This window comes from Pedobacter sp. PLR, from assembly GCF_026239675.1.
In the GTDB taxonomy this organism is placed as follows: Bacteria; Bacteroidota; Bacteroidia; order Sphingobacteriales; family Sphingobacteriaceae; genus Pedobacter.
Genome location: NZ_JAPIVQ010000005.1, coordinates 145,396 through 158,845, shown reverse-complemented (window position 1 = coordinate 158,845; position 13,450 = coordinate 145,396). Strand labels below are relative to the sequence as shown.

11 protein-coding genes are annotated in these 13,450 nt (G+C 40.3%); 1 reads left to right on the top strand and 10 read right to left on the bottom strand.

Annotated features, from left to right (window positions below):
* Window positions 1–6: 6 nt before the first annotated feature.
* The 8 genes from OQX61_RS13805 to OQX61_RS13770 are packed head-to-tail and all read right to left on the bottom strand — an operon-like array spanning window position 7 to window position 7,767.
* Complete coding sequence (locus OQX61_RS13805) at window positions 7–1,059, bottom strand: hypothetical protein (RefSeq protein WP_265842318.1); 1,053 nt, start codon at window positions 1,057–1,059, stop codon at window positions 7–9.
* A gap of 46 nt (window positions 1,060–1,105) precedes the next feature.
* Complete coding sequence (locus OQX61_RS13800; protein ID WP_265842317.1) at window positions 1,106–1,924, bottom strand: SMP-30/gluconolactonase/LRE family protein; 819 nt, start codon at window positions 1,922–1,924, stop codon at window positions 1,106–1,108.
* Window positions 1,917–3,395, bottom strand: a complete 1,479-nt coding sequence (locus OQX61_RS13795; protein WP_265842316.1) for a M81 family metallopeptidase — start codon at window positions 3,393–3,395, stop codon at window positions 1,917–1,919. Before OQX61_RS13795 ends, OQX61_RS13800 begins: the two co-directional genes overlap by 8 nt.
* Before the next feature lie 2 nt (window positions 3,396–3,397).
* Window positions 3,398–3,775, bottom strand: coding sequence for a RidA family protein (locus tag OQX61_RS13790; protein WP_265842314.1), 378 nt, complete (start codon window positions 3,773–3,775; stop codon window positions 3,398–3,400).
* Window positions 3,776–3,784: 9 nt separating this feature from the next.
* Window positions 3,785–4,888, bottom strand: coding sequence for a pyridoxal-phosphate dependent enzyme (locus OQX61_RS13785; protein ID WP_265842313.1), 1,104 nt, complete (start codon window positions 4,886–4,888; stop codon window positions 3,785–3,787).
* A complete protein-coding gene (locus OQX61_RS13780; protein ID WP_265842310.1) occupies window positions 4,885–5,703 on the bottom strand; it encodes an SDR family oxidoreductase in 819 nt (272 codons plus the stop codon). Before OQX61_RS13780 ends, OQX61_RS13785 begins: the two co-directional genes overlap by 4 nt.
* Window positions 5,704–5,714: 11 nt before the next feature.
* Window positions 5,715–6,605, bottom strand: coding sequence for a succinylglutamate desuccinylase/aspartoacylase family protein (locus OQX61_RS13775; protein ID WP_265842309.1), 891 nt, complete (start codon window positions 6,603–6,605; stop codon window positions 5,715–5,717).
* Between the two features lie 22 nt (window positions 6,606–6,627).
* The gene (locus tag OQX61_RS13770; RefSeq protein ID WP_265842308.1) at window positions 6,628–7,767 is read right to left on the bottom strand and encodes a sialidase family protein; all 1,140 of its coding nucleotides are present in this window, start codon (window positions 7,765–7,767) and stop codon (window positions 6,628–6,630) included.
* 173 nt (window positions 7,768–7,940) lie between these two features.
* On the opposite strand from OQX61_RS13770, the gene OQX61_RS13765 reads away from it, so the two are divergent.
* A complete protein-coding gene (locus tag OQX61_RS13765; protein ID WP_265842306.1) occupies window positions 7,941–8,639 on the top strand; it encodes an FCD domain-containing protein in 699 nt (232 codons plus the stop codon).
* An 82-nt stretch (window positions 8,640–8,721) separates the two neighbouring features.
* On the opposite strand, the gene OQX61_RS13760 is transcribed toward OQX61_RS13765, so the two are convergent.
* Window positions 8,722–10,227: a RagB/SusD family nutrient uptake outer membrane protein gene (locus tag OQX61_RS13760; RefSeq protein WP_265842303.1), complete on the bottom strand. Its 1,506-nt coding sequence runs from the start codon at window positions 10,225–10,227 to the stop codon at window positions 8,722–8,724.
* A 13-nt stretch (window positions 10,228–10,240) separates the two neighbouring features.
* The gene (locus OQX61_RS13755) at window positions 10,241–13,420 is read right to left on the bottom strand and encodes a TonB-dependent receptor (RefSeq protein ID WP_265842302.1); all 3,180 of its coding nucleotides are present in this window, start codon (window positions 13,418–13,420) and stop codon (window positions 10,241–10,243) included.
* Window positions 13,421–13,450: the final 30 nt, after the last annotated feature.

Here is a 13,450-nt window from a genome sequence, read left to right as displayed (position 1 = left end):
GGTTTATTATTTTGAATTCTTTAAATCGATAGCGTAAATCTTATTGGTTCTAGCTCCCGGTCCAATCTCTCCGTTTATCAGTAAACATTGTCCCTGGTATAAGACTGTCGGTACAGTTAGCCGAACTTCCTGTTTAGGCAATTGCCCTGCAGGTTCCCAGGTATTGTTGATCAGATTATACTGAAAAACATCTGGTAAGAAGCCCGGATGGGTTTTAGGCTCAGCATGCTGAGCCGTTTCCTGATCCAATCCGCCAAAGAGTACAATATGCTCCCCCTTAACCACTGGAGCAGGACTGGGTCCTGCCGCCATTCCTCTTGGCATTTCAGCTAATTTTTTCCAGGTTCCTCCAATTAATTTTTTGCCAAGATATTTAGGAAAAAAAGAGTAGGCATCAGTCAATACCTTTCGTTGGATCCCCAGTGATGTTTGAGTGATCTGAATGCCTGTAAATAGGTAGAATATGCCTGATGAAGAGGCACTTACCGAATTTATTCGGGCCGGACCCGGAATGTTTTCCAGAACTTCCCATTGATCTCCTTTGATGTCATAGGCCAGGAAATTTTGTGTAGGCAAGCCTGCTGAATTTTCCGACCCACCAGCAATAAATAAATAATCACCAACTAAATCACCACACATATTTGCTAATGCGACTGGCATGGAGGCCAGTTGTTTGATGCTGACTGCTCCATCTTTTTCCGTCAGCAGCAGCACATCGTTAATGTTTTTATTCCCCTCAGTGCAGCCGCCAGCTAATATCATTCCACTGCCATAAGAAACGGATACACCATAGGCCATTTTAAGCGGTAACTTTTGAGTCTGTCTTTTCCATTCGCCTACCTCTGGTTTAATGATATAGATGGCATCAGAAAAAGATTTAACCCCGCCATCCCAAGGCATTTTATCCAAAAAATTAGCCCCACCAGCCGCTATTACCGCCCCATCGATTGTGCCTGCATACATTGCTGCAAATCCAATTTTATCGGGCAATTCGGGGAAATCCTTTCCGACATAAGCAGATTTATTTTGAGCATATAGGGTTGTTTCTAGTAAAATCATAAGGGTTAACAATAATATTCTTTCAAATGTTAAGTATTTCATGGTACTATCGACTAATGATTCTCACCCTTCCCGGACCAGGCTCAGAAAGCCCTCCGGTTATTATAATTCTGTGATTATCTACATGAATATTACTGGTCAATGGAATTAAACTTTCCATGGAAAAGAGCTGGTTTTGCTGGAAATCAAAGCAATGAACTAATCCCATCCCATGGTGTGCAATCCACAAATTTCCGTTTTCGTCAAAGGCTAATCCATCTGGCAAATTATCAGCTTCTTTTCCTGAAGGATTTTCAGGAAGATCCACCAATACCTGAACCTGGGGAGGATCAAAATGAAGGTCCATCATAAGTATCCGATTTTTAAAACTCTCGGCTACATACAAACATTTTTTTTTGGCATCATAAACAATACCATTAGGGTAATCCAGATTTCTCGCAATAACCCGGGCTTGTCCGGCTTTATCAATGCATACCACTGCACCTTCATGCCGAATAGAATCTGTAAAGAAAATGGTATCATCTGGCTCTATCCATAAGTCATTCGGACATTGAATAAGATGATGGTCAACTTCTGCAATACGCCAGGTTTTTAAGAACTCACCATTCGGCGCAAAGCAATCTAATGACCCTGCTAAACTATTACATACAAAATGATTTCCATTTGCTGCAATAAATTGTCCATTCGGGCTTTTACATGCTGCCCACTCTTCCATACATTGATCATCAATCCGGAGAATTTGCCCCCCCAATAAATTGGTAAGGAAAACATTGCCCAGGCTATCCACCACAGGCCCTTCGGTATAAAAAGGGGTATCGATTAATACATCTTTTTTAAATTTGTCTAGCTGGAGTAGGTTAAGCATAGTTGTCGGTTTTTTCGAAAGGAAACATTGGTTTTCTTCGATATTGATATTTAAATTGTGTGGCATCAGCATTGCACTCACCTGGGGTATGTACCTTAAAATAAGTTGGACAAATATCCCTGTAAGCGGCAATTGGTGCATTTACTCCTTTTGCAATGATCCAATCCAACTCTTCGAGGGCGATATTAAAAATTCGCAATTGCTCGCTACTAAAAGGCGGTACACGTATAGAACTGAGTACAATGAAATTGCGGGATCTGGTTTTGACCAATACGGTTTGTCCCATATCATAATCAACTTGTCCACCATGTCTGGGTATCAGCTCTGTAAATTTCCCCGGTTTTATTTCCTGTACACACACCTCATAAGGTGCTTTCCGATTAGCCGGATTTGCAGTATTCAAATCAAGTAAAAGCCAGTCGCCCGGCGTATATTTAACTGCTTTAGCAACCAGGGCAGCATCATTGATGCAAATACAGGCGTTACTCAAACCTGCTGCTTCAATAGCATCCAAAAGGAAACTACTGTTGCCTTGAGCCCCACCCCCAACATTGTCGCCCATATCCAGTAATAACACCGGTTTTTCATAATTATCTTTCTTCTCCAGCACCCCTGAAATCTCTATTTTAGTCCCAATAAACTGGGGAAAATAACTTTGAAACAGCTTCATGATTTCAGTCTTCAAAGCAGTTGTATCGAATGACGCCTCAGTGATTAAAATCAAGGCTGTTCCCATTTCCTCTACATCAGCATATGGAAATCCAAGAATAATACTATGACTGATAATTTCCTCCTGATTTAGCAATTCCTGTACATCACGATAAAGAGAACGACAAGGATTTACAGCTGTCTCTTGCTGTTCAATACTGATAGAGGCTGGAAATTGAATCAGCTCCTGTTTAATCCGAATTTGATCAAAGAGGATTTTTTTAAGTAAATCAGCCACTTTTTTACCTGTCATTCTCTGATCTAAATGAGGATTCGTAGCATAAGCGATCAATGCGTCTGTGGCATTTTTCATGGCGATACTCACGTTCGCATGAGGATCCAAGGAGCCAAGAATTGGAATTTCCTGCCCTACTTTTTTCCGTAATACCTGCAGCCAATCTCCATCTACGTCTCTAATTTCTTCACTTACGGCTGCTCCATGTGCAGCAACATAAATTGCATCTACGGGTAAAACAGGTTCCAAGGCCTTTAAAAGCTCAGCTTTCAAACGCTCATAAGTCAATTTATCGATTCTTCCTCCAGGAATGATATCTGCAAAAAAAATCGGAATTAATTCGACATCAGCTGAATCCATACCTTCAATAAATCCACCAATCTCATGATGTGCCTGCTCATATCGGGCTATAATTTCGCTTCCATAAAAAAGATGTCCATCAGCAAAATCAGCCCAGTTGGTAATACCCAGGCTAAAAGTATTTGACTCATGATAAATACCCAATATGGCCACACGTTTTTTCATCATTTCTATTTAAAAAATGCCATTGCATCCACCTCAAACTTAAGCACCGAACCAATACAAGCCACCAAAGTTGTACGCGCTGGAAATGGAGCAACAAAATACTCTCTATAGATTTCATTAAAGGCTGGTAAGTCTTTATCTTCAGCCACATAATTACGTACTTGCACCAGGTCAGACATTTCTAACCCTGCAGCATTTACAATATTTTTTAAATTATCAAAAGAACGTCTGCATTCTTCTTCAAATGTTCCACTGATAATTTTTCCTTCCAAATCAACCGATGCCTGACCAGAAATAAAAAGGAATTGACCACATTTAACACCCGCGGAAAAGGGCAAGTGACTATTTGGTACTTTTTCACCCTGAATAACTTCTTTTTCCATAATTTTATCTTATTTATTTAATTTATTTTCAATGATTGTCTTTGTTTGGAACATATCCTCGGCATACTCACAATCCTCTTTCGTATAAATTTGATCCAGCGCCTTTAAATCCTTTGGACCATTCCCTGTAACCAAACAAACCACGGGATCCTGAGCCCGAACTTCTCCTCTTTCCATTGCTTTTATCAAACCAGCTAAGGCTACAGCTCCGGCAGGTTCACAAAATATACCTTCTTTTTGAGCCAGTAATTTCTGGTATAAGAAAACCTCCTCATCTTCCACAATGGCTCCATTACAAGAATGGTTTAATGATAAGTCATAAATAGCCTGAGCATCTAAAAGTGACGGAACCTGCAATCCACTAATACAGGTTGCACTTGTGGCCAGCGACTTAAGCACATGCTGTTTCCCCATTAAAACAGATGCAATGGTATCATTACCTGAAGGTTGCACACAACACATCATTGGCCTGACCTGCTCATTTTCATTGGTTTGCCATTTTGAAAAGCCAAGCAGGACAGATAGGAATAAACCTCCGCCACCGGCAGGTACAAAGACATGTTTTACCTCAGGCAGCACATCTGCAATTTCGAAAGCTATGGTTTGCACGCCCTCCATTCCCAGTGCTGAAAATTTATAGGCACTGATCTCCAAACTATAGTCTCTGGCTACAGCTAGTTCTTTCAAATGATCCATTACCTCTTTTGTTCGCAAGTCCTGGATTCCAAACCCTTTGATCATCAACAATTCTGAGCCATATACGCCCATTTGCTGGATCTTTCCAAAGGGGGCACCATCAACTAAAGCAACCAGGCATTTCAAGTCTGCTACAGCCGAATAAGCTGCCAGAGCCGCACCAGTATTTCCGCTTGAGGTCGCCAGGATAGCACCTTTCCTTTGTTGCAGGCAATTTGAAACCACCATCGCTGCAAAACGATCCTTATAAGAACCAGTAGGATTTAAATTCTCTAGTTTAAAGTATAGATTCTCCAGTCCAAGTGAAGGACCAATATTCCTAGAGCGCAATAGCGGGGTATTCCCTTCACCTAAGGTGATTTGATTGATATCCTCTATTGCTGGCAGTAAGTTTTTATATTTCCAGATTCCTTTCAAAATTCATTCGGTTTAAGGCGTTTCTTTAACGCGTAAGAATTAAAATTACGAAGCAGGCCACCATCTATATCTAAAGTTGTGGCGGTAATAAAGCTGGCTTGCGGGGAAGCCAGCCAAAATACAGCTTCAGCAATTTCTTTCGGATTTGCAGATCTACCCAGAGGTGTACGTCCTTCAATTTCTGTCAGAATTGCATGGCTGATATTTTCACCATCCGGATCAGTATAGTCATTGCTTAAGCTCGTTGTTACACTTCCCGGTCTCAAGGCCACAGATCTAAACCCATGAGGGCCATATAAGGCTGCCAATTCATAAGTCAGGCTTTCTACGGCACCTTTGCACACTGTATATGCCGTTGCATAACCGGATACCATGTGGGCCATGATACTCGACATATTTACAAAAACGCAATTTTTCTTTTTCAGCAAGAGTGCTTTAGCAACAAATTTGGATAGAAAGGCCGGAGCAGTAATGTTTACAGCTAAAGTCCGATTCCAATCCTCCAAACTGGTATGCGTTAAACTCTCCGGCTTCCGCCAGGCAGCATTATTTACCAACACGTCAATTTGTCCCCATTTTGCCATACTCTGATCCACAATGGTTTGTAAAAAACTGATATCTTCTAAATTACCTTCCAGGAGCAGATGATGTGAGTGGGCATTTTTCAAAAAGCTTCTTCTTTTTTCTATTTGACTGAAGTCAATATCTACCCAAACAACGGCATAACCTTCATTTGTGAATTTATCAGCTATAGCCCTACCGATTCCTCCGGCAGCACCGGTTACTATGGCAACCTGACATTTTAATTTCGTCATCTACTTCAATTCTAAACTGATAAAATACCGCCTAACGACTCCTCTTTATTTACCCTTGGCTGGCTCCTTATAAAAAGGACCAATCCATCTGCATCAGCATATACCTGATGAATTTCGTAAAGTGGCAAAGCATAGATAAGCCCCCACAGCTGGCCCCTTTTCACGATTTCACCCGGCAAAACCTTTGGCACAAAAATGCCATCTGTTGGCGAAAGCATTTTTTGCTGCAGAAAACCGCTGTCAGGTTCATAATCTTCAACTGTATACTGTATATCATTGACTTCCGATCTGTGATCCGTTAGCATATCAAAAAGCGCTAAAACATTTAAACAGCCATTGATATATGAATTTACCACGTTCTCTTTAACCGGTCCCGGCCCAGCATATTCAACATAAATCGCCGGGATATTCGCATCTCTGGCTATCGACAATGTACGCCCCTCAGGCAAAGGATCTGTACCCCAAACCAAGGGTAACCCAAAAGCTTTTGCCATTTTTCGCTGCTCATCTAACACCGGTTGATTCGGATGAAGCATATATCCAGCTAAGGGAAATAAATCAAACAGTTGTCCCCCGGTATGCAAATCAATCAAATAGTCACATTCCAAAATCAGCTTCGAAACATTGGCCGCATCCTGCATCGTAGATGAACCTGATAAATTTCCAGGACAGCTTCTGGCCAGATCCAATCCATCAGTTCCGCAGCGTGTTCCTGCATAATAGGCCGACTTATTCACCACTGGGACGATCTGCACAGTTCCCTTTTTTAATTTATCTTTTAAAATAACTGAAAGTTCAATTGCAGCCAATATTGGTTCGTATTCATCACCATGGACCCCTGCAAGGATCAGTAATTTAGGCCCCTCCTGATCTGATTGAATATCTATTTCACACATTTCCATATATTAATTATAATACGAGTCCTTAATAATTCCTGTAAATAGTTTTAAGATCCAGCAAAGCAATATCTGTCACAGAAAGATGTGTTTTTTGTTTTTGGCTTCCTGCACAATAACTTAACAGCACATTATTTTGATCAAAATGGATTGCCATATAACAATACCATCCATCCGGATCTGTTTCTATATTCTTAACGTGTTCCCAACTTTTACCATCATCTTTAGAAATTGCAATGGTTAAGGGAGTCCTTTGATCTTTCGCTTTAGGATCAGAACCATCAATATTATTCCAAATGGCAAAAAGATCGCCAGTGCCTGGAATGCGCTCAATACTAGCCGGAGATAAAGGCGACTTAAGGTTATAAGGAAGGGCATTAGTCCAGGTTTCTCCATGATCTTTCGAATAGGACACCAATTGCGAGCCACCAGTCGCCCGAATAAACATCATGACATCCCCGTTTTTCAATTCCACTACTCCGGGCTCTTGTGTTAACCTATCTTTCGGTCCCTTTACTTCTTGTCCGCTCTTCCATGTTCTGCCATTATCATCCGAATAATAACTAAACAAATTTCCTGACCCTCCCATGTATGCATTGAGATGCTGATGTAAGGCAACAGCGAATAACAGTCTACCGCTATTCAGTTGTATAACCCGGTCGTTATTCAAAACAAAGTAGCCAGTTTGATCCGTTATACAAGCGATGGGCTCAGACCAGGTCTTCGCTTCATCTTTTGAAAACCGCAAATATGGGATGCAATCCTTTGTCGTGTTTTTTTTCAAATAAAACATGGCGATTTCCCCGTTTTTTAAGCGCAGCAGCGATACAGACATTACATTCAGACCGCCCTCATTATTCAATACAACATCATCTTCATCTGTCCAACTGTGTCCGCCATCTGATGAAAATCTACTCGCCAGAAAAGCTGGATCATGATCATCTCCAGTCCCGGAAGTATACCTGGAATAAACGAATAAAATGTTGCCATTTTTCAAGGTTATAAATGACCCCTCACTGTTTCTGGGATTACCAGCTCCCGGTTTAATTTCAAGTACGACATTACTCTTCATTGCCGGTACCAACTGAGCAGCAACCTGGAATACATGACACAGTTGTAATCCCATAAGGGCCAGGAAAAAGCAAAAAACACATTTTGTCTTCATCATAATTCTAAAAGTTTAAAATAACAGAACATATACATATGTACGACATATATAGATATAAAGCTAAATATTATTTTTAAATAATTTCAAACTTTAAAAAAATAACTGTTAAACACAGCTACATAACCCAAATAATTTCTTTTCCAATAAATAAGTATTACTTATATTTGTAGACTATGAAAAAACTACAGCTTCAAGGAATAAAGCCAATAGAAAACATGTCTCAGGTTGATCGTATTGAAATTAATCTTTATGAATATTTTCGCAACGAGAATTTTGTGCCTGGTGATTCAATTCCCAAAGAAGTTGAACTAGCGGAAGCCATGGGTGTAAGCCGTACAGCCATGCGTGAAGCATTGACAAGATTTAAAACTTTGGGCATTATAGAATCCAAAAAAAATCGGGGAATGTCTATTACCCAACCTGATTTTTTTCAAAACATGAACCGGATACTTAACCCGATTTTGTTAACTAAAGAAACCATGCAGGATTTCTTTGAACTCCGTCTGGTTATTGAAATGGGCATTGTTGATTTGTTATTCATCAGGAAGACCAATGATGACCTGAAAAAACTGGAAAATATTATTGAAAAAGAAGAAGCTGCAAAGAGCAAATCTGAAAAGCTCAAATTGGATATTGAGTTTCATTCTACACTTTACCAGATTTCAGGCAACCATACAATTGAACGTTTTCAGAAAATTCTGATGCCGATATTTGACTACATGAATCATGACTTACATATCAGGAGTCAAGAAGAAAACGAGGACTACATCTCACACCGTGTTTTGTTGAAAATTCTAGAAAATGGTACAGCAGAAGAATTTAGAATGAACATGCACAAACATTTGATACAATATTTTGAACAAATAAAATAAAGATATTACTGCCCCCAAATAGCGCTCAGCTTTTGGGGGCAGTGTGGATTTAACCAGGCTCTTTTTTATTTCATAACTTAGATTAATTATACCCTAAATTCTGTTTAACTTTTGGTTCAAGACTGAGTGTAGTTTCAGCTATCGGAAATAGCAAAAGGTTGTTATCAACTGGCTTGCTCGCTAAAGACGGAACCAGTTCGAACGCTTTACTAAAGCGCACTAAATCCCACCAGCGCTTTCCTTCTACCGTCAACTCCAATAATCGTTCCTTTAAAATGGCTTTATCATTCTCCACAACAGACTGATTCACATAGGTGTGAGCTGGAAAATTAACACCGTAGGCCCGCTTACGAACCGCGTTGATCGCAGCAGTGGGATCTAAACTTAAAGCATTTTGAGCTTCAGCTTTCATCAGCAAAACATCAGCATACCTAAACAAAACAATGTCGTCATAAAACTTTCTGGCACCACCAATCACAGTTCCACTAAACTTAGAAACCACTGAACCGTAGAAAGTATTCACACCATTTACTGGTGCATAAATCTCAATGAAGGTAGCATTACGACGTTGATCATCAAGAGAAAACTGATCCCGAACCAGCTTACTAACGGTAAAGGCTGGTAGACCGCCAAGTACACCAATCAGATCTTTAGTGGTTTGATCTGTATTTTTATTCATATAAGAATTATCGATATACATATTCATAAACACGTTATCGCTTGATTCAATATCCTGGAAGCGTACCGCCATCAAAATCTCTTTATTGCCTTTATTTGTGTAATCAAAAACAGACTCGTATTTATCTAACAGGACAATATCGCTCTTTTCAACCTCCTCTACAGCTTTTAATGCCATACGGAAATCATCCTGCCCGCCTTGCATCATCTTACCAGTCCAGAGGTATACCTCTGCTTTCAAAGCATTGACAGCTGGTCTTGACCACATATTCCTTCCATTTTTAAAAGCATTGTCCGGGAACAATCCTAGCGCCATCTCAATATCTGCTTTAATCTGCGTCATTATTACAGCTTTAGAAGACCTTTCCTTCATAATAACGTCAGGGTTACTGCCTTCTGTAGGCTCAAGAACCAGCGGCAAGTCGCCCCAGGTCCTGGACATCACAAAATAAGCATAGGCACGCATGGCATAAGCTTCTGCCAAGATCTGATGCTTATTGTTCTCAGAAGAGAAAGAAATTTGTGGCGTTTTTTTAAGCAATAAATTTGCAGCATGAACAGCTGCATACATTCCTTGCCAGGTAGAATTTATGGTATTATTAGCTGCCGACACGCCCACATTCGACCGATTCAATTCATTAAGAAAAAAAACTTGTAAGCCTGCCGTGCCACCTAAACTACGATCCATCACCTCTGAGCGCGCTTCACCCCAGGCAAACAAATTACCAGCGGCTTGTGTGCGCAATTTAACATACATACCATTTAATGCTCCAGTTGCATCATTTTCCGTTTTCCAGAAGGATTGATTGGAGATCTGACTGATTGGATCCAGTTCTAGTGTTTTCGTACAAGAAGTAAAGCCAGCTATTGCAATTACCGCCAACGTAAAAAATGTATTTACTTTTTTCATAATCTTCATTTACCTAAAATGTCAAATTTGCACCTAATACAATTGTTCTTGGCACTGGATAACGACCATTATCCGTACCACCGTCTTCAGGATTCTGCCCTACATAATTTGTGAAATAATGCAGGTTACTTCCCGAAAGGTTCAGTCTCAACTGACCGATTTTCAACTTATTTAATATCGCCTGAGGCAGCACATAACTTAGTGTCACTTCTCTCAATGCCAAATAATCACCTTTTTCATAGTAATGTGAATTCCCTCTGAATATGTTGCTCCTTGCCTGCTGGTCGGCCCAGTAAAATCTTGGAATATCAGTGATATCACCTTGTTTTTGCCACGAGCGCAGAACAGTAGAAGAAAGGCCGTTTTCGCCCTGGAATTGCCCTATGCTAGCTGCTTCTGTGTAATTGTAGATGACATGGCCTGCCGTATAGTCGAAACGCACTAACAGGCCGAAATTTTTATAATTAAAAGTATTGGTAAAACCACCGGTCCATTCCGGATAAATATTACCTACATAAACACGGTCACGAGAATCAATCAAACCATTTCCGTCCACATCTTCCCAATTTACATCCCCACCATATTTAGTCTTATCAGCTAGAGGAACCATCGTGTCTTTTGGCCCTTTAGCAGCTTCTTCATCGGTAGCATAAATCCCTATTTGTTTATAGGCATAAATATCTCCAGGTTTTCCGCCTTCCTGTAATCCCCCCATCCAGGCATAATCGCCGATTTTAGGGTTGTAAACATAATCGCCACCAATCCGATTTAATGGGATCCCATTGTTTGGCAATTCTAAAATTTTGTTTTTGACTTTTGCAGCGTTTAATGAGATATTCCATCCAAAAGCTGAGCTTTGAGGAAACACATGCCCTGACAGCTCCAATTCTATCCCCTTATTTTCTAAACTACCCAGATTGGTCAGGATACTCGCAAAACCAGTGGAATGCGGCAGTGACATATTGGTCAGCAGATTATCAGTTACACGACGATATACATCCAGCATCAGGTTTACCCTACCGTTAAAGAAACCTAAATCCGTACCAAAGTTTAAAGTTTTAGATTGCTCCCAGGTTAGCGCGGGGTTTGATAAAGCTGTATTCTGTACTGCTGCAGCACCGTTATACTGCGCGCCTACGCTATATTGTCCTTGCGCATCGTAATAACCTAACTGGCCTATATTTCCATTCACACCATAACTCGCTCTAAGCTTAAATTGTGATATTTTATCTGAAATACCGCTCCAGAAAGCTTCCTTATGCACATTCCAACCTGCGGAAATACCCGGAAAAAAGCCCCACTTTTTATCTCCTAAATTCGAAGCCCCATCGTAGCGAAGATTAAAGGAAAGCAGATATTTTTCTAAATAGTTGTAATTTATTCTAGAAAAATACCCCATAATCCGAAGCTGACTTTCCAAACCGCTGACCGACACTGGCACCGCCGACCCATTTAATGTTGGTATTAGATCAGAAGCTGCACCTCTTCCTGAGGCTAAAAGACTGGTTTTCTCTGTCTGAAAGTAAGAAAAGCCCAATTTTGTCTCTAACTCGTGCTTTTCCAAAAATGTTTTATTGTAAGAAAATACACCTTCCGCCTGATGTTGAAGCGTTTTGTTATATCCTCCACTCGCAACTCTCGAATCGATATAACTGGCTGGCCCGTTATAATAAGCGCCTTGAAACGAACGACTGTCATCTGTCACCTGATAAATGGATACTTGTGGTGCAAAGTTTAAATCTTTGGTGATATTCCACTTTCCGCCAACAGAAAGGGTTAGGTTATCGGTACTGTTCTTAGCGTCAATTGTTGACTCATAATAGAGCGGATTACCGATTGTTGCTCCCAAACCAGGGGCTAAACTACCATCTTCATAAGTGAATTTTGCAGTTGGCGCCAAAGCTAAAGATCTACCGAACATATCACTTTCTTTTCCGAATACTTGTGTATTACGCATGTTAGAATACAAAACACGCCCAAAAACACTAAGATTGTCGGTGGCCTGCAACTCACCATTCATATTTAAAGTCAAACGCTTATAATCTGTAGAAATCGCAATTCCTTCATTATCCAGATAACCCAAACCTAAATTGAATTTTGCCTTTTCGCTTCCTCCCGATACGGAAAGGTTATGGTTGTTGGTCTTTCCGGTACTGAACAACACATCCTGAAAATCGGTATTTTTGAAAATTATCGTTCTGGTGGGATCTGTAGGATCGACCATACTTTCCCAGCCTTCATTTAATTTATAGCTATTTGCAGAAGTTAGGTATTGGGTAGTGTAAGCTGTTTTATTTGTTAAATCATTCCCAGCGCCTCCGCTGGTTGCGAGCCCTAGTTTTACCAGCTGACTTGGGTCCTGATCAGCACGTGCTGCAATCCCCATTCGCTGATAGTAAATGAAATCTCTGGCATTCAGCATGCTATATTTCTTTTGTAAAGTAGAGATCCCTAAATCATATCCATAATTGATCTGAACAGCACCTGCTTTTCCTGATTTTGTAGTCACCAAAACAACCCCATTCGCTCCCCTTGACCCATAAATAGCAGTCGAAGCGGCATCTTTTAAAACTTGTAAGGACTCAATATCATTGGAATTAAGGTTATTAATATCACTGCGTATAATACCATCTACGATGTATAAAGGCGCAGCACCATTTGGATTGTTAATAGAAGTTCCTCCTCTAATAATCACCCGTGGTGCGGCTCCTGGCTGACCAGAGGTGCTTTGCACACGAACCCCTGGTAATGTCCCCTGCAGGGCAGAAGCCACATTGGCAAGTGGTACATTCTCTAATACTTTCATATCCAATTTGGAAACTGATGTACTGAGCTTTTCCCTGGATTGTGTTCCATATCCAATCACAAGGACTTCTTCCATTGTCCTGCTTTCCTCTTCAAGAGTAACATTAAAAACCCTTTGGTTACCCACAACTAACTCCTGTATCTTTTTTCCTATGTAATTAAAAGTCAGCCTACTTTGATCAGAAAGAACCTCTATACTGAAATTCCCATTGGTATCCGTGGAAGTCAAATTTGTTGTCCCTTTTTCTTTAACAATAACTCCAGGAATACCTATTTTTTGTTCATCAGTAACTTTCCCTTTTAATTTTACCTGGGAAAAGGAAAAGCTGGCAAAAAGAAGCATTGAAAAGGTTAATAATACTTTATAAAAATTTTCATTGAATTTCATAATTGTTATGGTTAGTAACTTTTTGGTTTA